This window comes from Streptomyces paradoxus, from assembly GCF_014202475.1.
GTDB classification, from domain to species: Bacteria; Actinomycetota; Actinomycetes; order Streptomycetales; family Streptomycetaceae; genus Streptomyces; species Streptomyces paradoxus.
Map to the genome: position 1 here is coordinate 995,379 of NZ_JACHGV010000001.1, position 21,419 is coordinate 1,016,797.

16 protein-coding genes and 1 pseudogene are annotated in these 21,419 nt (G+C 72.8%); 7 read left to right on the forward strand and 10 right to left on the reverse strand.

What is annotated here, in order from left to right; translation table 11 throughout:
- Entirely contained in the window at positions 1–1,332 is a 1,332-nt protein-coding gene (locus HNR57_RS04445; RefSeq protein ID WP_184556630.1) for a M14 family zinc carboxypeptidase, read from the reverse strand.
- A 198-nt stretch (positions 1,333–1,530) separates the two neighbouring features.
- On the reverse strand, positions 1,531–2,082 hold the full coding sequence (locus tag HNR57_RS04450; RefSeq protein WP_184556109.1) for an FHA domain-containing protein: 552 nt from the start codon (positions 2,080–2,082) through the stop codon (positions 1,531–1,533).
- Between the two features lie 172 nt (positions 2,083–2,254).
- Between HNR57_RS04450 and treZ the strand changes: the two genes are divergently transcribed.
- Positions 2,255–4,000 carry a malto-oligosyltrehalose trehalohydrolase gene (gene treZ / locus HNR57_RS04455; RefSeq protein WP_184556125.1) on the forward strand — a complete coding sequence of 582 codons (1,746 nt, stop codon included), beginning with the start codon at positions 2,255–2,257 and terminating at the stop codon, positions 3,998–4,000.
- Between the two features lie 44 nt (positions 4,001–4,044).
- Here the strand turns inward: treZ and HNR57_RS04460 are convergent, their stop codons facing one another.
- The 7 genes from HNR57_RS04460 to HNR57_RS04490 all read right to left on the reverse strand — a co-directional run bounded on the left by HNR57_RS04460 (position 4,045) and on the right by HNR57_RS04490 (position 13,257).
- Positions 4,045–4,992, reverse strand: coding sequence for an aminoglycoside phosphotransferase family protein (locus HNR57_RS04460; RefSeq protein WP_184556633.1), 948 nt, complete (start codon positions 4,990–4,992; stop codon positions 4,045–4,047).
- A 46-nt stretch (positions 4,993–5,038) separates the two neighbouring features.
- Positions 5,039–6,166, reverse strand: coding sequence for an aminopeptidase P family protein (locus HNR57_RS04465; RefSeq protein ID WP_184556128.1), 1,128 nt, complete (start codon positions 6,164–6,166; stop codon positions 5,039–5,041).
- Positions 6,167–6,280: 114 nt separating this feature from the next.
- On the reverse strand, positions 6,281–6,841 hold the full coding sequence (locus HNR57_RS04470; RefSeq protein WP_184556131.1) for a PDZ domain-containing protein: 561 nt from the start codon (positions 6,839–6,841) through the stop codon (positions 6,281–6,283).
- Between the two features lie 205 nt (positions 6,842–7,046).
- A complete protein-coding gene (gene cyc2 / locus HNR57_RS04475) occupies positions 7,047–9,206 on the reverse strand; it encodes a germacradienol/geosmin synthase Cyc2 (RefSeq protein ID WP_184556134.1) in 2,160 nt (719 codons plus the stop codon).
- Between the two features lie 68 nt (positions 9,207–9,274).
- Complete coding sequence (locus tag HNR57_RS04480; RefSeq protein WP_184556137.1) at positions 9,275–10,465, reverse strand: damage-control phosphatase ARMT1 family protein; 1,191 nt, start codon at positions 10,463–10,465, stop codon at positions 9,275–9,277.
- 55 nt (positions 10,466–10,520) lie between these two features.
- A complete protein-coding gene (locus tag HNR57_RS04485) occupies positions 10,521–11,168 on the reverse strand; it encodes a ScbR family autoregulator-binding transcription factor (protein ID WP_184556141.1) in 648 nt (215 codons plus the stop codon).
- Positions 11,169–11,457: 289 nt separating this feature from the next.
- Complete coding sequence (locus tag HNR57_RS04490) at positions 11,458–13,257, reverse strand: S8 family peptidase (RefSeq protein ID WP_184556144.1); 1,800 nt, start codon at positions 13,255–13,257, stop codon at positions 11,458–11,460.
- 370 nt (positions 13,258–13,627) lie between these two features.
- On the opposite strand from HNR57_RS04490, the gene HNR57_RS04495 reads away from it, so the two are divergent.
- A complete protein-coding gene (locus tag HNR57_RS04495; RefSeq protein WP_184556148.1) occupies positions 13,628–14,554 on the forward strand; it encodes a lytic polysaccharide monooxygenase auxiliary activity family 9 protein in 927 nt (308 codons plus the stop codon).
- A 17-nt stretch (positions 14,555–14,571) separates the two neighbouring features.
- Here HNR57_RS04495 and HNR57_RS04500 read toward each other — a convergent pair whose 3' ends face one another.
- Complete coding sequence (locus HNR57_RS04500; protein ID WP_184556151.1) at positions 14,572–15,213, reverse strand: Tat pathway signal sequence domain protein; 642 nt, start codon at positions 15,211–15,213, stop codon at positions 14,572–14,574.
- 639 nt (positions 15,214–15,852) lie between these two features.
- On the opposite strand from HNR57_RS04500, the gene HNR57_RS04505 reads away from it, so the two are divergent.
- The 5 genes and pseudogenes from HNR57_RS04505 to HNR57_RS04525 all read left to right on the forward strand — a co-directional run bounded on the left by HNR57_RS04505 (position 15,853) and on the right by HNR57_RS04525 (position 21,414).
- Positions 15,853–16,524, forward strand: coding sequence for a DUF6230 family protein (locus HNR57_RS04505; RefSeq protein WP_184556154.1), 672 nt, complete (start codon positions 15,853–15,855; stop codon positions 16,522–16,524).
- The gene (locus tag HNR57_RS04510; protein WP_184556157.1) at positions 16,524–16,970 is read left to right on the forward strand and encodes a DUF6114 domain-containing protein; all 447 of its coding nucleotides are present in this window, start codon (positions 16,524–16,526) and stop codon (positions 16,968–16,970) included. The genes HNR57_RS04505 and HNR57_RS04510 overlap by 1 nt, the downstream gene beginning before the upstream one ends.
- Before the next feature lie 24 nt (positions 16,971–16,994).
- Positions 16,995–17,605: pseudogene (locus tag HNR57_RS04515) on the forward strand (SAM-dependent methyltransferase); the annotation flags it as partial.
- Between the two features lie 204 nt (positions 17,606–17,809).
- The gene (locus HNR57_RS04520) at positions 17,810–18,814 is read left to right on the forward strand and encodes a substrate-binding domain-containing protein (protein ID WP_184556160.1); all 1,005 of its coding nucleotides are present in this window, start codon (positions 17,810–17,812) and stop codon (positions 18,812–18,814) included.
- 191 nt (positions 18,815–19,005) lie between these two features.
- On the forward strand, positions 19,006–21,414 hold the full coding sequence (locus HNR57_RS04525) for a sensor histidine kinase (protein WP_184556163.1): 2,409 nt from the start codon (positions 19,006–19,008) through the stop codon (positions 21,412–21,414).
- Positions 21,415–21,419 lie beyond the last annotated feature (5 nt).

Below are 21,419 nucleotides of genomic sequence, written 5' to 3' on the forward strand. Positions count from 1 at the left end.
CTAGTCCCGCTGCATCGGCACCGGCTCGCCCGAGCCGGAGCACGCTCGCGCGCGGCGCCCGGCCAGTTCGAACGCGGCGAGCACCACGCGGGCCTGGTACTCGGCCTGGCGGGCCACCGGGATCCAGCGCGCCCCGCAGCCGTCGCGGTAGTCGGCGCACCACTGGTCGATCAGCCGGTCCAGCTCCGGAAGCGCCCCCGCCGGGTCGCGGCCGGCGGCCCGGACCAGCTGGTGCAGCAGCCCCGCCGTGCGCAGCGCCAGCCGGCGCCCGGAGATGCGCAGGGCGACCAGGTGGGCGGTGCTGAGGGGCGGCAGGGGATGAGCCGGGCTGTCGCCGGTGTCGGGATCCCAGGCGTCGGCGAGGCCGGGGCAGACCAGGAGGTAGTCGCCGACGGGGGCGAGCAGGCGGGCCGCGTCGGGAACGGTGGCCAGGTGCGGCCGGATCCGGGTCAGCAGGTGCCGCAGGAGGTCCGTGTCGTGGCGCAGGGTGCGGCTGACGGTCCGGAGCACGGCGTCCCGGTCCGCGGGCGGGGAGCCGTCCGCCACGGCCGTCACGCCCCACATCGGCGCCTCGACGACCGCGGTGACGGTGCCGTGCCGGCAGGGGTGGAACCACGTGGACTCGACGGCGGCCTCCGTGATGGCCGCGGCCAGATCGGCCCGGCGCGGCGGCGGGATCCGGTAGACGGCGGGCCCGAGGCCGGGCCAGTACAGGGCGTCGTACGCGCCGAGTTCGCGGGGGATGCCGAGCCGGGCGGCGATGTGGGCGAGGCGCCGGTCGAAGCCCGGCAGGTCGTGGGTGAGCTCGACGAAGCCGCCGCCGATGTCGACGCCGTGCAGCGAGCACTGGAGGAAGGGGCGCAGTTCGTCCTGGAGGCCGAGCAGGGCGCGGGTCTCCGGCAGGGCCGCGCCGGCCGCGCCGTCGGGCAGCCACTCGGGCTGCTCCAGGAAGCCGGGCCGGAAGAAGTTCCGGATGTAGCGGCCGAGCGTGTAGGGGCCGGGCAGCCAGCCCTCGTTGCGGCGCGACCCGTCCGGGTCGAGGCACAGCAGCAGGTTCCAGGTGGCGTCGGCGCCCTCGGTGAGCCGCGGGTCGGCCAGGGCGCGCTCGGCCAGGCGCAGCACGGTGGCACCGCCCACCGGTTCGTTGGCGTGCGGGCCGGCGACGACCAGGGCCTGGCGGCTGCCGTGGCCGACGGAGAGCAGCCACATGGGGGTGCCGGCGCGGGAGGTGCCCACCCGGCGCAGCCGGGCGTCACGGGGGTGGCGGGCGACGAGGGCGGCGGCCCCGGCGCTCAGTTCGTCGACGGTCGGGTAGCGCAGGAGGGGCGGCAGGGCACACCTCCCCTATGCGTGCCGTCGGTTCACCAGGTGTGGATGGCGTACGCACAGTGAGTCACGACTTCGGGGGTACGTCAACACCGTGGACCGCACGGGGATTTCAGCCACCCTCACGGGACCGACTTTCGGTAATGCCCAGGCCAGAGCTGAGGCGTGGCTCCGTTTCCGGTCAGCCGGACGGCAGCCGGGACATCAGCCGGACGACAGCCGGAACGTCATGCGGCCGAAGCCCACCTCGTCGCCCTCGCGGACGACGGCCGCGCCGACGACGCGCCGTCCGTTCACCGTCGTGCCGTTGGTGGAGCCGAGGTCGCGCAGGACCCACATCCCGCCCTGGTGACGGAGTTCGGCGTGCACCCGGGAGACGGTCTCGTGGTTGAGGCGCAGTCCGCTCGCCGGGTCGCGTCCTATGCGCAGCGGATGATCGAGCGACGGGTGGGGCAGCTGCAGCTTGGGCAGCCGCTCGGCCCGCCAGGCCCGGCGCAGCCGTACGGAGAATCCGGAGACCGCCTCGACGGTGCCGAACACCAGGCGCGCGAACCGGCTCTCCGTGCGCAGGTCGGCGGTGAGCGCGGCGAGTTCGTCCGGGCGTCGGGCGGCCAGCGCCAGCTCCATGCGGCGGACGAACGTGTCGTGGGACAGGCGGCCCACGGCGACGCCGTCGCGGAGCACCTTCAGCACCCGGTCGCGCTCCGCGTCGGAGAGCCGCGCGGGGAACGTGTTGAACTCGAAGGACGACGTCACTGGGTGATTGTCGGGCAGCGCGGCCGGGCTGTCCAGAAAACGGGAGATCGGCCGCCACGCGCGCGTACCCGGTGAGACCCGCCGCAAATGGGTGGATGCGCCAGCGGATTGATCTCTTTTGCCGCACCATGGACGGGCTACATCACGGTGAGCAGACGAAGGGGAACCGTCCGTGCAGTTCGAGGTGTGGGCACCACAGGCCGGCCGAGTGACGCTCCAGTGCGACGACGTCACCCACGCGTTGGAGCGCGATCCGGAACGGGCGGGGTGGTGGCGGGGCGAGGCCGGGGCGCGCGAAGGGTCCCGGTACGGCTTCGCGCTGGACGACGGGCCCGTGCTGCCCGATCCGCGTTCGCGGCGGCAACCGGACGGCCCGGACGGGCTGAGCGCGGTCGTCGACCACGAGCGCTACGCGTGGCGCGCGGCGTGGCAGGGACGGCCGCTGCCCGGGGCGGTGCTGTACGAGCTGCACGTGGGGACCTACACGCCCGAGGGCACCCTGGACGCGGCCGCCGGGCGGCTCGGCCACCTCGCCGAACTGGGCGTCACGCACGTGCAGCTGATGCCGCTGTGCCCCTTCCCGGGCACCCACGGCTGGGGTTACGAGGGTGTCTCGCTGTGGGCGGTGCACGAGCCGTACGGCGGGCCCGAGGCGCTGAAACGCTTCGTCGACCGGGCCCACGAACTCGGCCTGGGCGTGGTGCTCGACGTGGTGCACAACCACTTCGGCCCGTCCGGCAACTATTTGCCCGTCTTCGGCCCCTACCTCACGGACACCCACCACACCCCCTGGGGCGCCGCGGTCAATCTGGACGCGCCCGGCTCGGACGAGGTGCGCGCGTACCTGCTCGGCAGCGCGCTGGCCTGGCTGCGCGACTACCGGATCGACGGGCTGCGCCTGGACGCGGTGCACGCGCTGGTGGACACGCGCGCGCTGCACTTCCTGGAGGAGCTGTCGACGGCCGTGGACGCCCTGGCCGCGGAGACGGGCCGGCCGCTGTTCCTGGTCGCCGAGTCGGACCTGAACGACCCGCGCCTCATCACCCCCCGCACCGAGGGCGGCCTCGGGCTGCACGCGCAGTGGAACGACGACTTCCACCACGCCCTGCACACCACGCTGACCGGCGAGTCGCAGGGCTACTACGCCGACTTCGCGCGGGCCTCGCTCGGCGGGCTCGCCAAGACCCTGACCGGCGGCTGGTTCCACGACGGGTCGTACTCCAGCTTCCGTGAGCGGCACCACGGCCGCCCGCTGGACCGTACACGGGTGGCCGGGCACCGGCTGCTCGGCTACGGCCAGACCCACGACCAGGTCGGCAACCGGGCCCAGGGCGACCGGCTTTCGGCCCTCGTCTCCCCGGGGCTGGCCGCCTGCGCGGCCACGCTGATCCTGACGGCGCCCTTCACGCCGATGCTGTTCATGGGCGAGGAGTGGGCGGCGGGCACGCCCTGGCAGTTCTTCACCGACCACACCGATCCCGAGCTGGCCGACGCCGTACGGCGGGGCAGGCGGCGGGAGTTCGCGGCGCACGGCTGGAAGGAGGAGGACGTGCCGGACCCGCAGGATCCGGCGACCCGGGACCGTTCCTGCCTGGACTGGTCCGAGCCGGAGCGCGAGCCCCACGCGCGCGTGCTGGCCTGGTACCGGCAGCTCCTCGCCCTGCGCCACGGCCAGCCGGACCTGACCGATCCCGACCTCGCCGACACCAAGGTGGCCTACGACGAGGAGCTCCGCTGGATCGCCTTCCGGCGCGGGGACGTGCTCGTGGCGGTGAACCTGGCCCCCGAGCCGGCCGTCCTGCCGCTCGGCGTGCCCCACGCGCGCGTGCTGGCCGCGTGGGAGCCGGTGGAGACGCCCGGGGCGGACGGTGCGGTGCGGCTGCCCGGGGAGTCGGCCGCGGTGCTGTCCCAGGACTGAGAGCCGGGCGGGGTCAGCGGAGTTTCGCGCCCTGGGCATGTCCGCTACAGGGCGTCGTCCGCGTCCCCCAGGTCGGTCACCCGCTCCAGCAAGATCGGTTCCCAGGCGCGGCGCAGCCGGGTGCGCAGGAGAGCGGCGTTCTTGCCGGTGAGGTCCTCGGCGAGGCGGACTACGGTGTCGCAGCGGGCGAGCCACAGGCCGCGCAGGCAGGGGCGGGCGCCGTAGCCGGCGAGCGTGGCGGCGCGTACGGCGGCGGGTGAGCCGACGGCGAGCGCGAGGCCCGCGATGTCCTCGGCCGGGTCACCGACGACGGCGCCGGCCCAGCCGAGGACGCCGCGCACCCGGCCGTCGGCGCTCACCACGAGGTGGCCGCCCGTGAGGGCGTGGTGGGTGAGGACCGCCGAGCCGGGCTGGGCGGCGAGCTGGGACGCGGCGGGCGGGGTGAGCTGGTGCAGGCGTGCGGCGTCGAACTCGTCGGCCTTGGCGAGGCGTTCGGCGGCGCGTACGGCGGACCGGCGCAGCGCCTCCAGGGAGCGGGGCGCGGCGCGCGGCAGGCCGAGCGTCTCGGCCTGCCGGACGGGCACTTCGCGCAGGCCTGTCAGGAGCCCGGCGAGGTCGGCCTCGCCGACGGCGGACACGTCGTGGTCCTCCCCCGAGCCGCCGGGCAGCTTGGTGTCCAGCGTGTAGGTGAGTCCGGGGGCCCACTCGCCGTGTGCGACGCTGACGGGCACCGCCGTCGGGACGTGCGGGCGGACGAGGTCGCGCAGGCGCAGTTCCCGCCGCTGGCGCACGGTGGCCTCGCGGTCGGGGGCGAGGCGCAGTACGTGGCGGGAGCCGACCCACCAGGTGACGGGTTCGGCGCCCTCGGTGGCGGGCCGGACGTCGGGGCCGCCCCGGTCGTCTCCGGTGTCCTTGCCGTCCTTGCCGTCCTTGAGGAGGGACAGGACCAGCCGGCGGACGGTGTCCGCGGTGGGTGTGGGTGCCTGGGTCATGGTCGCGCCGTTGCCGTTCGGGAGGCGTGCTGGGGACATCGGGGCCTCACTCCACTATGACCAGCTCACGCGTGGTGGTGTTCAGGCGCCGCCCGCCGTCCTCGGTGACGGTCACGATGTCCTCGATGCGGACTCCGAACCGCCCGGGCAGGTAGATGCCGGGTTCCACGGAGAAGCACATGCCGGGCACGAGCGGCCGTTCCTCGCCCTCGATCATGTAGGGCGGCTCGTGGGTGGTGACGCCGATGCCGTGTCCGGTGCGGTGGATGAAGTACTCGCCGTAACCGGCGTCGGCGATGACCCGGCGGGCGGCCCGGTCCACGTCCTGGCAGGCGGCTCCGGGCCGTACCGCGCGGAAGCCGGCCTCCTGGGCCTCGCGCACGAGGTCGTGGACGCGGCGTTCCTCGTCGGTGGGCTCGCCGACGTGGACCGTGCGGGAGGTGTCGGACCCGTAGCCGTCCCGCAGGCCGCCGAAGTCGAGGACGATCATGTCGCCGCGGGCGATCACCCGGTCGCCCGCCTCGTGGTGCGGGTCGGCGCCGTTCGGACCGGAGGCGACGATGGTGAAGTCGACCTGCTCGTGTCCGTGCCGGCGCAGCAGCCGGTCGAGGTCCGCGGCCACCTCGGACTCCCGGCGGCCGGCGAAGGGGACGCCCCGGATCTCCTCGAACGTCGCGTCGGCGGCGGCTCCCGCGGCCGCCATGAGGCCCAGCTCGGCCGTGTCCTTGACGGCGCGCAGCATCGGCAGGGCCTCGGTGAGCGAGGCGTAGGAGCTGCCCGGCAGGGCCTGCTGGAGGGCCAGCAGGTGCAGGGCCCAGGCGTTGTCGCTGATGCCGAAGCGGCCGGAGACGCCGAGGAGGGCGGCGGTGGCGGCGTAGGGATCCTTGCCGTCGGTCCAGTCGCGCAGGGTCAGGGCGGCCGCGCCGGCCGCCCGGTGCGCGTCCGGGGCCTCCAGGGCGGGGACGACGAGGACGGGGTCCTGCCCGGCGGCGAGGACCAGCAGGGTGAGCCGCTCGGTGACCGCCGGGGGCGTGTAGCCGGTGAGCCACACCAGGTCCGGCCCCGGGGCCACCAGCAGACCGGCGAGACCGGCCTCGGCGGCCTCCAGCGCGGCGCGCTCCATGCGGGCCCGGTAGTCGTCGGCGGTGAAGGTCGCGGCCGTGCTTCCGGTCATCCGGGCCTCCCAGGACGGGCGATGGGGCTACGGGCAGCATCCTGCCCGGCCGGAGGGGTCGGCGCGAGCCGTCTGCGGGCATTCACCCGGGCAACATTGCCGTGCGGGCGTGCCTCACGCGGTGACGGCCGGTACGAGAATCAGCTGCTCGTAGCCGCCGCTGCGGTGGCGCACGGTGAGCCTGACCTCGGAGCCCGGGCGGGCGCGGGCCACGGCCCGGACCAGGTCGGCGGCCGTGTCGATCCGGGTCGCGCCGAAGGCGAGGAGCACGTCGCCGCGCACCAGCCCGGCGGCCTGGGCCGGCCCGGGGACGTGCAGCCCCACGACCTCGGCCCCCGGCTTGCGGGCGTCCATGACCTGCACGCCGAGGGTCGCGGCGGCGGGCGCGGAGGGAGTGGCGGAGGGTGAGGGGCCGGGGAGCGACGCCGTGTGCCACCCCCGCGGGTCGAGGCGCCCGCCCTTGCCGAGCACCGTGGCCCCCATCGCCCCGAGGCCGATCCCGGACAGCACCAGGACCGCGCCGGCGCAGCCGGCGAGCAGCACGTTGAGGAGCCGTCTCCCCCGTCGCCGGGCGGCGTGCGGGCGGGGCCGTGACGGGCCGGGCCCCGTCGCCGGCGCGGCTCCGTCGGGATCCTGCCCCGGCATCGGCTTGGGTCGCAGCGCGGTCTGTTCCATGGCTCGCCTCCGGAGGGTGCCGATCGCCTCCGGCCGGTTCCGGAACGATCACGGCAGGTGCTCTACCCGGCTCGTCGGCGGCCGACGAGCCACGAACGAGTGAGACTGACCGGGGCAGAGGCGGCCCGGAGACGGCCCGGACGCGGACACGGCTCGTACCGCACCCGGTCGCGGGGCGCGGTACGAGCCGTGGAGCAGGGAGCGGTCAGCGAAGAGCGGGCACGGCCGGCGGCCGGTCCGGGAGGAAGCCGTGGGTGCGGCGGGACAGCCACGCGTCCTTGTAGCGGTCCACCTCGCGATGCCAGTGGAGGATGCCGGACAGCCAGTTCCTGAGGTCCGCCACGTACGTCCCCATCGCCGCGCGCGCTTCGCCCGTGAGCTGTAAGTCGTCGTACAGGACGGGCAGTTCGTGCTCGACGACGTGCTCGAACTGGCGCATGCGCTGGCTCATCAGGTCGTGCACGATGCCGAGCCCGGTCGGGTAGTCGCAGCCGAAGAAGGACTGCACGACGAGGATCGCGTTGTGGATCTCGCCCTCGTACTCGATCTCCTTCTGGTAGGAGAAGACGTCGTTGACGAGGCACGCGAAGTCCATCGCGGCGTTCTCCAGGGAGCGGACCGGGCCGCTGCGGTAGACCTCGGGCGGGACGGCCGGGCCGTGCCCCATCCGGCACAGGCTCAGGGTCAGCTCGGAGCCGAAGGTCGCCCGGCGCATCTCCAGGTAGTCGACCGGGTCGGGCACGCGGTTCTGGAGATGGTTGGACAGCTCCCACACCCAGCTCTCCGTCATGACGTCGACCGCGGCCTTGAACGTGCGCTTTGCCTCGGGCGTCATGTCCGCGGTGGTGCGGGCCCACAGGTCGACCAGGCCGCGCTCCATGGCGTTGGCGGGGAGCAGTGGCTCCGCGCCGTCGAGCGGCATGCAGGCGGACAGGCGGGCCGTGGTCAGCCGGGCCGCGGCGAGGTCGCGGCGGTGGCCGTGGACCAGCGGGTAGTAGTCGTCGCCGTAAGTGCCCCAAGCCAGCCACTGCGCACTGAGGTCGAGGGCCTCGCGGGTTGCGTCCGGGTCGAGGCCGGCCGCGCAGAGCGCGAGGTCGTGGGCGCGGAGCCTGTCCTCGTCCCAGACGCCCTCGGCCAGGATGCCCGTGCGCTCCGCCCAGTGGCGCAGGCTCCGGCGGGTGTGGTCCAGGTGCGGGCTGAGCTCCAGCGGGAACGGCATGCGGATGTCGGGGATCCGCGCCGGGCCGACCTTCTGGTACGGCACGTGCGTGTACGAGCGCGAACGCTCGGCCCCGGCCGTCGCGAGCAGGGCGCGGACGTCGGCGGCGGAGGTGCCGATGCCGGAGCATCCCGGCCACGGGCTGCCGCCGCGCACCGCGTTCTCGTTCATGTAGCGGCTGGAGCGCAGATGCCACTCGTGGCCACCGGACTGCCAGTCCTGCAGCCCTTTGGTGTACGCCGCCACGGCCGCGAGTTCGTCCGGACCGAGCCCCTTCTCCAGGGCCAGTGCGGGCACTTCGGTGAACGCCGTGTGCTCGAACTGGTGGAGGCGGGAGGTGAGGACGTCGTTGACGGTGTCGGCGGCCGCCTGGGTGGTGCAGCCGAAGAAGGTCTCCAGGACGAGCACGCCGTTGCTGTTCTCGCCCTCGTCCTCGACCTCGCGCCGGTAGGAGAACAGGTCGTTGCGCAGGTGCACGGCGTCGGAGAACGTCTCCATCAGCACCCTCAGCGGCCTGGACCCGGCGACGGAGGCGGGCACTTCGGCGGTGGCGTACTCCACGAGCCCCGCCGACCAGGGGGCGCCGCCGACCTTGCGGCGCATCTCGATGTACTCGACGGGGTTGGCGATCCGCCCCTCGTTGATGTTGGACAGCTCCCACATCGACTCGTTGAGGAGGTGCTCGGTGGCCACGGCGAAGCGGCGGCGCCAGTCCTCGGACATCTTCGGCACCGTGCGCGCCCACAGGTCGGCCAGGCCCGCCTCGACCGGGTTCTCCGGCTCCGGCACGGGAGCGAACAGGTCCAGCGGCATGAACAGCGGCAGCCGGTCCAGGTGGGCCTTGCCGGCGACGCGGTCCTGGCTGCGCTTGTACAGCTCCAGGAAGTGGTCGTCGAAGAAGAAGACCCACACGTACCAGTCGGTGATGAGGGAGAGGGCGGGGCCGTCACAGTCGGGGTGGGTGTAGGCGCAGAGCAGGCCGTAGTCGTGCGCGTCGAGGTCGGCCCGCTCCCAGACTCCGGATCCCTCCAGCATGCCCATCTCGCGCGCCCACTGCGTCGAATGCGCCCTGGCCTCGTCGACGTGCGGGTTCAGCCGCGCGGGATGCGGCAGGTAGAAGCGCGGGAGTTCGAACGGCTGCGTCATGGCCGGGCCCTACCCCGGGCCCGGCGACGGCATCCGCCGCGTCGTACATGATCACACCAACGCGTGAATCAGGGGGCGCCGTCCCGTACCTGGATCAGTGCGTGCGTGCCGCTGGTGCGCCAGCGCTGGTCCTCCGCCGCGACCAGGGCGGCCTCGGTGGCCGCGTCGAGGCCGGTGATCACATCGGACTTCAGGGTGCGCAGGGCGGCGACCGGGCCGGGGAAGCAGGTGGCGACGTCGGCGAACGGCGTGGTGGGGTCCCAGAGCCGGTCGCCCACCAGACGCCGGTAGTTGAGGTCGCCCTTGACGATCGTGAGGGTGGCTTCGGCGAACTCGGCGCGCAGGTCGCCGGGCATCTCCGCGTACGGCAGCGGGGCACTGGAGAAGGGGTGGGCGCGCAGGGTGAGACGCCCGTCGCCCAGGGCGGACCACAGGTGCCGTCCGTACGCGGCGGCCGCTCCCCCGGCCCCGGTCAGCCGGCGCAGGGCGTCGACGACGTCGGCGGTGGTGGCGTCGGAGACGTAGTAGGGGTACGGCTTGACGTGCAGGACCGCCTGTCCGATGCGCCCGCTGTGCAGGAGGTGGGCGATGAGGAGGAGGTCGGGGACGAGTTCACGGCCCGCGTTGTCGGCGACCAGGTACAGGGTGCCGCCCCCGCCGGCACCGTCCAGCAGCGACCAGAGCCGGTCGCTGTCGTCGGCGACCAGGCCGGGCGCGGCGTCCGCGGCCCGCGCGCCCTCGGCGGAGAGGCGGAAGCCGAGGTCGGCGCGGTTGCCCCACAGGGAGCCGTGCAGCAGGGCCCGTGCCTGTTCGGCGGCGGGGCGAGCGGCGAGGTCGTCGAGTGCGGCGAGTTCCTCGTCGGTCTCGGCGGAGTCGAGTTCGGCGAGCTTGAAGGGACGGAAGGGGTCGATGCCCTGCCACGGGCCGGGGCCGAAGTAGCCGACGGCGTGGAGCAGCCGACGGTAGAACCAGCTCTCGGACCAGAGCCACGGCACGTCGAACCAGGAGCGGCCGGTGTACTCGCGCAGTCCCCAGGTCTCCCAGTGGTGCCGGTCGTGGGCGTCGGCGGGGAGGGGTTCGATCTCGCCCTCGGTGCAGTTGGCGAGCAGTGCGTCGAGGGCGCGGTGCTGCGCGGGTTCGTACGGGAAGGCCTCGCGGACCTGCTTGATGATGGCGGGGTGGCGCTCGGCCAGCACGCTGTGGGGGAAGGAGCCCGGCTGGTTGCCGAGGAGCAGGGGTGCGGAGGGGGTGTCGGGCATGGGCCTCACGGTAACGCGCGGGCGCCGTGCACGGGACGGTCCTCCGGCGCCCAGGTCACACCGGTACGATCTCCCGCTCCAGACGGGCCGCCAGGCTCAGATAGCGGGCCCGGCGGGTCACCGGGACCAGGCCGCGGATCAGTATGTTCCACATCTCGGCCGTGCGGCGGGGCTGGCGCGCGACCGGCTCGCGGGAGCGGCCCACGACGCGGGTGCCGACGAAGAAGCAGACCAACGAGTGGGCCACGACGTCGATATCGATGTCCGGGTGGACGTCGGACTCCTTGACCGCGCCGACGAGCCGGGCCGTGACGATGTCCAGCCACTCGGTGAAGGGGTGGCTCAGGGGCGGCTTGGGCCGGATCCCTCCCGTGGCAAGCCGCAGTCCGGCCCGCAGCACCGGGTCCTCGACGGACATGCGCGTGATGCCGAAGGTGAGGCGCATCAGCGCCTCCAGGGACGTGTGGCCGCGGTTGTCCGTCTCCGTCGCCATCCGGCGGGCGGTGTGCGACTGGATTTCGAGGATCGCGTGGGCGAGATCCTCCTTCGCCGCGAAGTGGAAGTACAGGGCGCCCTTGGTGACGTGGGCGTGCTCCACGATGTCGCTGAGACTGGTCGATTCGTAGCCGCGACGGTCGAACAGGTCAGCGGCGGCCGTGATGATCGTCGAGCGGGTCTGCTCGGCTCGCAACTGCCTCGCCATCGGCTGAACTCTCCCGGGACGGAAATGAACGGGTCATGCCGTTTGTTTTTACCCCGCGTACACGATAACTCACCCTGAGACGGCACTCACCACACCAGGGTGCCGGAGTGCGGGTGCACATCCGGCAAAACAAGCGCAACTGGTGAAAGAAAACAGCGCGTTCGGTATCTAACTGTGGGGGATGTGGGGCCAGACGTAAAGGCGGGCCGGCCGGTGCCCCATCCGCACCGGCCGGCCCGCCCGCTCGCGGCCTGCCTCGTTCAGAGTTCCCGAAGGAGAATCACAGGGATCAGAAGGTCAGCTTCCAGCCGTTGAGGGTGCCCGTGTCCTGGGCGGCGGTGTCCTGGACGCGCAGCTTCCACGTGCCGTTGGCCACCTCACTGGAGGCGTTCACCGTGTACGTGGTGTTCACGTTGTCCGCGGAGTCCGACGCGGCGGACTTCAGGCGGTACGCCGAACCGTCCGGCGCGACCAGGTCGATGACGAGGTCGCCGCGGTAGGTGTGGGTGATGTCGACGCCGACCTGGAGGGCCGAGGGGGCGTTGCCGCTGCGGCCGGTGACGCTGATCGGCGACTCGATCGCGGCGCCGTTGTCCGGGATGGCGACGGCGGTGGTGCTGGAGAACGTCGTGCCGGTGGACGTACCGCCCTTGACGGCCTGGACCGTCTTGGCGGCGTCCGCGAGGCCGGCGCCGCAGCCGCCGGAGCAGGTGCCCAGCAGGGCACGGGCATTGGCCTTGATGGCCGACTCGATCTGCGCCGGGGTGAGGGCGGAGTTGGCCGACTTCATCAGGGCGGCGAGGCCCGCGACGTGCGGGGTGGCCATGCTGGTGCCCTGGTAGTAGGCGTAGTTCTCGCTCGACGGCGTCTTGGAGCCGGAGTTCAGCGTGGAGAGGATGCCGTTGGCGGTCGAGGTGCGGGTCTCACCGCCGGGGGCGGAGATGTCCACGACCGTGCCGTAGTTGGAGTACGAGGCGCGGCTGCCGGCGCGGTTGGTCGCGGCGACGGTGATGACGTTGTTGCAGTTCGCCGGGGACGAGGACGAGGCGTTGGTGTTCTCGTTGCCGGCCGCGACGACGACCGAGGTGCCGCGGTTCACGGCGCCGTTGATGGCGCTCTGGGTCGCGCTGGAGCAGGCGCCGCCCCCGCCGAGGCTCATGTTGATGACCTTGGCGACGTTGGTGTTGGCGGGCACGCCCGAGACGCTGCCGCCGGACGCCCAGGTGATGGCGTCGATGATGTCGGAGTCGTAGCCGCCGCACTTGCCCAGCACGCGGACGGGGGAGATCTTCGCGCCGTAGGCGATACCGGCGACACCCTTGCCGTTGTTGGTGGCGGCGGCGATGGTGCCGGCCACGTGGGTGCCGTGCCAGGAGGAGGTGGAGGCCGGGATGCCCTGGCCGCACTCGTTGTCGTTGTACCAGTCGCCCGGGTCGGCCGGGTTGCTGTCACGGCCGTTGCCGTCGACGGAGACGGCGGTGTCGGAGATGAAGTCGTAGCCGCCGACGATGTTCGCGGCCAGGTCCGAGTGGGCGACGTAACCGGTGTCGATGACGGCGACGGTCACGCCGCTGCCGGTGGTGGTGTCCCAGGCGGCGGGGACGTTCATGCCCGCGGTGGACTCGAACAGGTCCCACTGCTTGCCGTACTCGGTGTCGTTCGGCGTGACGGCCGTCGGCTTGTTCAGGCGGTCCGGGACGACGTAGGCGACCTGCGGGTCGGCCTGGTACTGGGCGACGACGTCGGCGACGTCGGCACGGGTGGGGTCGCTGCCCAGCTCGACGAGGGCGGCGCCGGTGCCGAGGCGGCGCTGGAAGTCGATCTCCTCGCCGGTCTTCTCGGCCTTGGACGCGGCGTCGGCGGCGGCCGCCTTGTTCGACTTGGCCTCGCTCGCGCCGGACTTGTAGCCGACGATGAGGCGCTCGGCCTGGACGCCCGGGGCGGCCTCGGTCTGCGCGGCGGGGACGGCGGCCGGGCGGGGGGCCGGCTCCTGGGCGACGGCGACCGAGGCGGGGGCTGCGGTCAGCAGGGCGGTGGAGACGACGGCGACGGATATCAGCTTCCGTCTGAGCTCTGGGGAGATACGCACGGTCGTTGCCTTTCGTGGCCGGACTCCGGGCTGGGCGGAGCGGCGGTGGAGTCGCTTCTTCCTCGAAGCGGAGGGGGGTCGTTCGAAAAGCGAAGAGCGACGCGATGGCCGGCCAGGCGTGTGGGGAGCGGACCGTTCGGGGTTACCTGTGGGTCAGCTGTGGTCGAACGATAGGCAAAGGAAAGGTCAGCGGGATACGGGGGAAACCCTCGATCCACTTGCCCGCCCACCCTCTATGGCAGGGGTACAGCGCGCAGTTGGGCGTCCAATGGCCCCTTTTGCAGCAGGTCGTGGCGCGATGAACGCGTCGGGCCGTTTTCCCGTACTGCACTACCGAACGTCGCCGCCCGGGCCGAGGAGAAGCAGACGGATGCCTCGTACGACCGCACACCGCGCCGCACTCGCGGCGGCTCTGGTGACCCCGCTGCTGCTGCCGCTCGGGACGGCGGGGCCCGCCCGTGCGCACGGGGCACCGACGGACCCGGTGAGCCGGGTCGTGGCCTGTTCTCCGGAGGGCGGTGACCGGGCAGGCACGGCGGCGTGCCGTGCGGCCGTCGCCGCGAACGGCGCGCCCTTCACGGCGTGGGACAACCTGCGGGTGGCGAACGTGAACGGCCGGGACCGCGCAGTGATCCCGGACGGGAAGCTGTGCAGCGGTGGCCTGCCCGCCTACCGGGGTCTCGACCTCGCCCGCGCCGACTGGCCGTCGACCCGGATGGCCCCCGGCGCGAAGCTGACGATGCGGTACGTCTCGACGATCCCGCACACCGGCACGTTCCGCATGTATCTGACGAAGCCCGGCTACGACCCGGCCGGTCCGCTGTCCTGGTCCGACCTGCCGGAGAAGCCGTTCGCCGAGGTGACGGACCCGGCTCTGACCGACGGCGCGTACCGCATGGAGGCGACACTGCCGTCCGACCGGACCGGGCGGCATGTGCTGTACACGGTCTGGCAGAACAGCAGCACGCCGGACACCTACTACTCGTGCTCGGACGTGGTGTTCCCGGAGAAGGAGAAGGAGCCGCGGAAGACGGAGGAGCCGGAGAAGAAGGAACCGGCGAAGAAGGAGCCGGGGACGAAGGCTCCCGAGCGGAAGGGGGAGCCGGAGACGGAGGAGCCGGTGGCGAGCCCCGCCGTCGAATCCCCCGGCCCGCAGCCCCAGGGCGACCACACTCCGCTGGCCACCACGTCCGGCCCGGCCTCCGGCCCGTCCGCGCCCGTGCTGGCGGGCGGCGCCGCGGCGGTGCTGCTGCTCGCCGGCGGCGCCGCCCTGGCCCTTCGGCTACGGCGACGCTGAACTACGGGCGTCCAGGGCTAGTTGACGACGACGGCGACGCCGCCCTTGGTCACCGGGGCGTACTTGGCGGTGAAGAAGGCGTTGGCGAAGCAGAGCGACGAGCCGGACACCTTGGTGAACTGCTGGTTGGTGAAGGAGATGCTGTTGTCGGCGTTGCTCGCCGTGCCGGTCAGGCCAGGGGCCTGGTAGACGCAGGTGATGGTGCCGAGCAGGGTGCGCAGCTTGACCGTGGACTGAACGGCGGAGCCCGCAGCCGGAGTCACGGAGACGGTGCCGCCGGAGGACACGCTGGTGGTGTAGGGCAGGTTGTCGACGGTGATGCCGCTGACGCCGAGCACCCCGACGACGTTGGTGGTGCAGCCGCTGGTGTCGAAGCTGTGCGAGGTCAGGGACTCGGTGGCGGTGCCGGGGGCGGCGGGGTTGTCGGTGACGGCGGCGGAGAACGCCGACTTGGTGCAGGAGATGCCACTGGTGCCGGTCGCGCTGGAGTAGAAGGTGGCGGCGGTGCCGCCGGCCAGGGACGCGTCGAGGACGTCGCCGACCGCGACGGCCCCTCCGTCGGCGGTGGTCAGAACGGGGGTGTCGGCCGCGGAGGCGGGGGCGGCGAGGCCCAGGGCGGCGACGGCGGCGGTCAAGGTGAGGAGGGTGCGCGTACGCATGCGGGTGTACCTCTTTCCATAGCGGGGGGGGGTGAGGGGTGGGGGGTGCGCCGGGCGTCCGCCGTCGCCTGCCCGTCACGCCTTCTCCGTACGTGACGGGCCGGCAACGGCAGGCCGGTCACCGGCCGGAGGTTCACACGGGAAGGGACCTCCGGCCGGGCCGGGCGGGGGGTGGCTGGTGGCACGGCCGGAAGAAGCGGCCATGCCGTGGCGGGGGGAACTCAGGCGAGGGAAAGCCCGTTCGGACGCACCGGGCGACGAGATGCCCTGGCGGGGACGAGCGGGTCCGGGACACACGGGCGTGCCGCGTGGCGGACCCGGCGCCACGGATCCGGTGGGACGAGGAGAGTTGTAGACCTGCACCTGAGCCAACGTCAAGGCTTTGCAAGGGAGTTGTGCATGCGGTGAGCCTTTCGGGAAACCGGCGACTCACCCGTGCCGCACCATCACCACTCTTTGTTCACACTTCCCTTGACCCTTGATGTAACCCCCGGTAACTTCCTCGACGGCTACTGCGGCGTAACGGAAAGCCCTTGCAACCGCCGGGAGTTGCGGGAGACGTGCGTACGCGGTCGGTGTCCGCGCCAGGGCAACGTGCCACCGAAGTCCGATCCGCACCGACATGCACCTGGAGCAGACATGACCTCCTCCGCCGAGCACACCCCCGAAAGACCGGACGGCGCCGCCGCCCCGGACGTCCACGACGCCCCCGCGCGACGAGGACGGGTCCGGGCCCGCCGGGCCGCGGTGATGGCGGTGCCGGCCACCCTGGTCGCCGCGGGCCTCGCGGTCCTCACCGCAGAGGGGGCCCTGGGCGTGCAGTTCGCCATCTCCGGCATGCCCTTCACCGTCACCGCGACCGAGCTGGACGGCACCGGCTTCGCACAGTTCGGCGGTCTGGACGAGATGGCCGAGGGCAGCCCCAACGCGGGTGAGACCGGCGGTCAGGTACTGGTGGTCACATCCGTGATCAAGAACGCGACGCTCACCAAGCTCTGCCAGAGCGTGGACCTGGGCGGCACGAACCTGGTCATCAGGGCGGGTGAAGGCGCGCAGAAGGTGCGCGCCAGCGATCTGACGACCGACTCGACCGAGCTGTCCGGCGACGCCGCCTTCACCAACATCGAGATCGGCAACGACGCCAGCACCCTGAACAAGGCGGGCCCGAAGGGCCGTGGGCCGATCGGCGTGTTCAGCCAGCAGTCCGACACGGTGCACATCGCCAACCTGCGGCAGACCAACTACGCCACGACGGCCGGTGTGTTCAAGCTGCCGGGCCTGAAGCTGGGCTTCAGCGGATCGGGTTGCTGATGCCGCGCGGCCCGCACCAGGGATTCCGGCCCGCCTTCAGGCAGTGGCGGGCCGGCCGTCCGTTCTGGGGCGGGCTGCTGCTCGCCCTGGGCGGGGCGGAGGTCCTGCTCACCCTGAAGGCGTCGCTGGACGTCATCCTGCACGTCGGCATGCAGGGCCTGGCCGGCTATCTGCTCCCGGTGGTGATGCTGCTGTGCGGCGTGCTGATCCTCTTCAACCCCACCCAGCGCCTGTTCTACTCGGTCATCGGCGTCCTGGTCTCCCTGGGCACCTGGATGACCTCCAACCTGGGCGGCTTCTTCGTGGGCCTGCTCCTGGGCGTGACCGGCAGCTGCCTCGCCTTCGGCTGGCTCCCGGACCAGGAACCCCGCGTCAGCCGCAGACAGCGCCGGAAAGAGGCCCGGGCGGCCAAGACCCTGCCTCCGACGCCGGCGCGGCAGTCCTGAGGGGATTGCCGCGGCCGATCCGGACGACGGGCCCTAGCCATCGGCACCGGCATCCCGACCTCCCCCAACCTGCACGAGATCGCCCAGGCCGCGGCGCCCGGGGCGCGGGTCGTCTACGTCGACAACGACCCGCTCGTCCTCACCCTGTCGCGGGGGCTGCTGTCCGGCACGCCGGAGGGCAGGACGGCGTACGTCGAGGCGGACATGCGCGACCCGGCGGCCATCGTCGGCGCCCCCGGGTTCCGGGAGACCCTCGATCTGTCGGAGCCGGCGCGCTGACGGTGATCGCGATCGTGCACTTCATGCTCGACGAGCACGACGCCGTCGGCATCGTCCGCCGGCTCCTCGAACCGCTGCCCTCCGGCAGCTGTCTGGCGATGTCCGTCGGCACCGCCGACTTCGCCCCGGACGAGGTCGGCCGGGTCGCCCGGGAGTACGCGGCCCGGGGCATGCCGATGCGGCTGCGCACTCACTCCGAGGCGGCGGAGTTCTTCGAGGGACTCGACCTGGTGGAACCCGGCGTCGTCCAGGTCCACAAGTGGCGTCCGAACCGCACGGACGGTATGGAAAGCACAGGTGAGAGCATCCGCGACGAGGACATCGCGATGTACGGGGCGGTGGCCCGCAAGCCGTAACCGGAATCATGCTGTTCGACCGGTCGGACGGATCATCACGATGCGGCAGCATCAACTCACTGCATGTGGCCGCTCACTTGACGACCGGCGGTCACACACGGTTGGCTCCGGGCCAGCGAGAGTCATCAGGCCGGTGCACACCCAGCGGCACGGCACGCACTCTCACCCTGCTCTTGCTCGGCCGCACAGCGAGGTCCGCCCCTCATGAACACTCCTCCCCCGCCGCACACTTCCGCCGGACGCACCCGTGCCGCCGTCCTGGCGTCCGTGCTGTGCCTGCTGGTGTCCGGCTGCTCCGTCCTCGGCGCGGCCGGTGACGGGCCGGACGCGGGGGGCGGAACCGGCGGCGGGATGAAGGTCACCCTGGTGACGCACGGCGGCAAGGGCGACGCCTTCTGGGACCTGGTCCGCAGGGGCGCCGAGGCGGCGGCCGCCAAGGACGGCATCGACCTGACGTACGCCGGCGACGCGGACCCGGCCGCGCAGGCCGATCTGGTGCGGGACGCGGTGCGCGACGGAGCCGACGGCATCGCGGTGACCCTGGCCAAGCCGGCCGCGATGCGCGGCCCGGTCGCCCAGGCCAAGGCGGCGGGCATCCCCGTCGTCGGGCTCAACTCCGGCATCGACGCCTGGCGGCCGGCCGGGCTCCTGGAGTACTTCGGCCAGGACGAGTCCGTCGCGGGCCGGGCCGTCGGCGACAAGCTGGACGACCTCAAGGCCAAACACGCCCTGTGCGTGGTGCACGAGCGGGGCAACGTCGCGCTGGAGGCCCGCTGCGCCGGTGTGCGCATGGCGTTCGGCGGCGACACCGACAACCTGTACGTGGACGGCACCGACCCGGACGCGGTGACCGCCACCATCGCCTCCCGGCTGCGGCAGGACTCCAGCATCGACGAGGTCGTCACCAACGGCGCCCAGTTCGCACTGAGCGCGGTCGAGGCGGTGCGGCAGTCCGGCAGCCGGGCGAAGGTCGCCACCTTCGACCTCAACAAGGACCTGGTCGAGGCGGTCAAGGACGGCGAGGTGCAGTTCGCCGTGGACCAGCAGCCGTATCTGCAGGGCTACCTCGCGGTGGACGCCCTGTGGCTGTACCGGACCAACGGCAACGTCAGCGGCGGCGGGACGGCTCCGGTGCTCACCGGCCCCGCCTTCGTGACCAGGTCGAACGTGTCCGCCGTGGCACGGTTCGCGGCCGCCGGGACCCGGTGACCGGACACATCCTGTGACAGTGTCGCCAAAGAATCGGTCAGGCCCGGCCCGCGCGCCCACTTGTACGGATAACATCCTGCGCATCCCATGTGCCGTGTCCGGGACGGCACCACCCCCGCGCCCGTCCCCCGCACCCCCCTACCGCTCCGCCTCCCCGTTCCCCTCCCCCCGCTGATCGCCCTAGGACGACGATGTCTCGACGGACAGGTGCCCGGCGCCGCCTCGGTTCCATACGCCTCTCCCTGGTGCTCCTGGCCCTCGTGCCCAGCGTCACCCTCGCCGCCATGTGGGGCGTGACGACGATCCAGATGTTCTCGGAGGGACTCAGGCTGCGCGACCAGACGGAGCTCAGCCGGTCGACCGGCGCCATGGGCACCGACGCGACGCTGGCGCTGCAGCGGGAACGCAGCCTGTCGGCCGCCTGGCTGGCCTCGCCGAAGGGCTCCCGGGCCGCCCTGGACGCGCAGCGCGCGGAGACCGACAAGGCGGTCGCCAAGCTGGTCGGGCAGGCGGACGCGATCGAGAAGGCACCCTCCCGCATATCCGACCGGCTCTACTCGGTGCTGGGCTCGGTGGGCAGCCTGGAGTACTACCGGGACCAGGTGGACGACCCGACCGACATCACCGCGCAGCAGGCGCTGGACCAGTACTCCTCGATCATCGACGACCAGATCCACGCCTTCCAGGAGCTGTCCCAGGTCGACGACGGCGACCTCACCTCGCAGGCCGGCCCGCTGGTCGGACTGGAACACGCGGCGGAGCTGGTCTCCCGGGAGGACGCGCAGCTGACGCTGGCCTGGCCCACCGGGCATCTGGACGACAAGACGTGGACGCAGTTCACGGAGCTGGTGAACACCCGGCGCTGGCTGGTGAAGGACCAGGTCGTGCCGCAGCTGACGGGCAGCGCCAAGGCCCAGACCGAGCGGATCCTGGCGAGCCGGGACTGGCAGACGCTGCAGTCCGTCGAGGACCAGGTGCTGGCCTCGCGCAACGCCGGTGCCGCCGCCGACCGGATCGCCCTGCCGGACGCGCAGAAGCGGTGGTCCGGCGCCATGGACACGCTGTCCGAGCAGTACGCGGGCCTCATCCAGCAGCAGACGGCGGGGCTGCTGCAGCGCAGCGCCGACAAGGCGGACGCCCTGCTGCTCAAGGCGGCGCTGCTGAGCGCCGGCGGGCTGCTCGCGCTGCTGCTGTGCGTCGGCATGTCGTGGCGGATCACCCGCTCGCTGTCCCGGCGGCTGCGGGGCCTGCGCCGGGCCGCCGTCAGCCTCGCGCAGGAGCGGCTGCCCGACGTGGTGGCGCGGCTGGACCGGGGCGAGACGGTCGACCCGGAGTCGGCGACGACCGAGCTGGACTACGGCCACGACGAACTCGGCCAGGTGGCCCGGGCGTTCAACACCGCCCAGCGCACGGCCGTGCACACCGCGGTCGAACTCGCCGACACCCGGCGCGGCTTCCAGAAGATCATCCTGGGCATCGCGCGGCAGAGCCAGAACCTGGTCAACCTCCAGCTGAGCAAGCTCGACACGCTGGAGCGCGAGCACACCGACCCCGACATCCTCAAGGGCCTGTACGAACTGGACTCCACGGCCAGCCAGTTGCGCCGCTACGAGGAGAACCTCGTCATCGTCAGCGGCGAACGGCCCGGCCGCAGCTGGACCGAGCCGGTCGCGCTGATCGATATCCTGCGCAGCGCGGTCGGGGAGGTCGCCGAGTACCAGCGGGTGGAGGTGCTCACCGAGGAGGAGGTGTACGTCGCGCCGCCCGCGGTGGCCGACGTGATCCATCTGCTGGCCGAGCTCATCGACAACGCGACCGCGTACTCGCCCGCCCCGAGCCCCGTCACGGTGCGGGCCGGGATGGTGGCCAAGGGCCTGGCCGTCGAGGTCGAGGACCGCGGCCTCGGCATGTCGGAGGAGGACTACACGTCCTTCAACGAACAGCTGGCGGTGCCGCCGCAGTTCGACGTGGTGGCGCTCGCCGACGACCTGCGCCTGGGCATGTTCGTGATCGCCCAGCTGGCCCACCGGCACGGCATCGCCGTCACGCTGCGCTCGTCGCCGTACGGCGGGACCACGGCGATCGTGCTGCTCCCGCACGAGATCGTGGTGCGGGAGACTCCCGGCGGTGGCGTGCGGGACGCCGACGCACCTGAGGACGAGAAGGCGGCCGTGAACGGACGGGATGCGGCGGACGCCCAGCGGGGAGAGACCCCCCGGGGGACGGAACGCGCCGTCGGGCCCGCCGCGGAGCCCCGGCCCCTCGTCGCGGCCCGCACCGCCTCCGCCGTCCCGTCCGCCGCCCCCTCCGCCACCCGCGAGGTCCTCCCCCGGCGGGACGGTCTCGCCCCGCTCCCCCGCAGGGTGCCGCAGACCAGCCTGGTGGAGGAGTTGCGCGAGGAGTCCGCGCCCGCCGCTGACGACGACACCCTGGACGACTTCACCGCCGAGGCCGCCGCCTCCTCCCTGGCCGGCTTCCAGCGCGGCACGCTCCGGGCCCGTGACGACGAAGCCGAGCCGCCCCACGACGAGGAGGTGGCCGCAGTACCCCGGCAGGCCGCCGCCGGTCCCGTCCCCTCGACTCCGCCCGCCGACCGCTGACGAAG

Excerpts from the sequence above, each read along its gene's own strand:
- HNR57_RS04460 (WP_184556633.1), bottom strand. The coding sequence starts at position 4,992 with ATGACCCAGGCACCCACACCCACCGCGGACACCGTCCGCCGGCTGGTC.
- HNR57_RS04465 (WP_184556128.1), bottom strand. The coding sequence starts at position 6,166 with ATGACCGGAAGCACGGCCGCGACCTTCACCGCCGACGACTACCGGGCC.
- HNR57_RS04470 (WP_184556131.1), bottom strand. The coding sequence starts at position 6,841 with ATGGAACAGACCGCGCTGCGACCCAAGCCGATGCCGGGGCAGGATCCC.
- cyc2 (WP_184556134.1), bottom strand. The coding sequence starts at position 9,206 with ATGACGCAGCCGTTCGAACTCCCGCGCTTCTACCTGCCGCATCCCGCG.
- HNR57_RS04480 (WP_184556137.1), bottom strand. The coding sequence starts at position 10,465 with ATGCCCGACACCCCCTCCGCACCCCTGCTCCTCGGCAACCAGCCGGGC.
- HNR57_RS04485 (WP_184556141.1), bottom strand. The coding sequence starts at position 11,168 with ATGGCGAGGCAGTTGCGAGCCGAGCAGACCCGCTCGACGATCATCACG.
- HNR57_RS04495 (WP_184556148.1), top strand. The coding sequence starts at position 13,628 with ATGCCTCGTACGACCGCACACCGCGCCGCACTCGCGGCGGCTCTGGTG.
- HNR57_RS04500 (WP_184556151.1), bottom strand. The coding sequence starts at position 15,213 with ATGCGTACGCGCACCCTCCTCACCTTGACCGCCGCCGTCGCCGCCCTG.
- HNR57_RS04505 (WP_184556154.1), top strand. The coding sequence starts at position 15,853 with ATGACCTCCTCCGCCGAGCACACCCCCGAAAGACCGGACGGCGCCGCC.
- HNR57_RS04510 (WP_184556157.1), top strand. The coding sequence starts at position 16,524 with ATGCCGCGCGGCCCGCACCAGGGATTCCGGCCCGCCTTCAGGCAGTGG.
- HNR57_RS04520 (WP_184556160.1), top strand. The coding sequence starts at position 17,810 with ATGAACACTCCTCCCCCGCCGCACACTTCCGCCGGACGCACCCGTGCC.
- HNR57_RS04525 (WP_184556163.1), top strand. The coding sequence starts at position 19,006 with ATGTCTCGACGGACAGGTGCCCGGCGCCGCCTCGGTTCCATACGCCTC.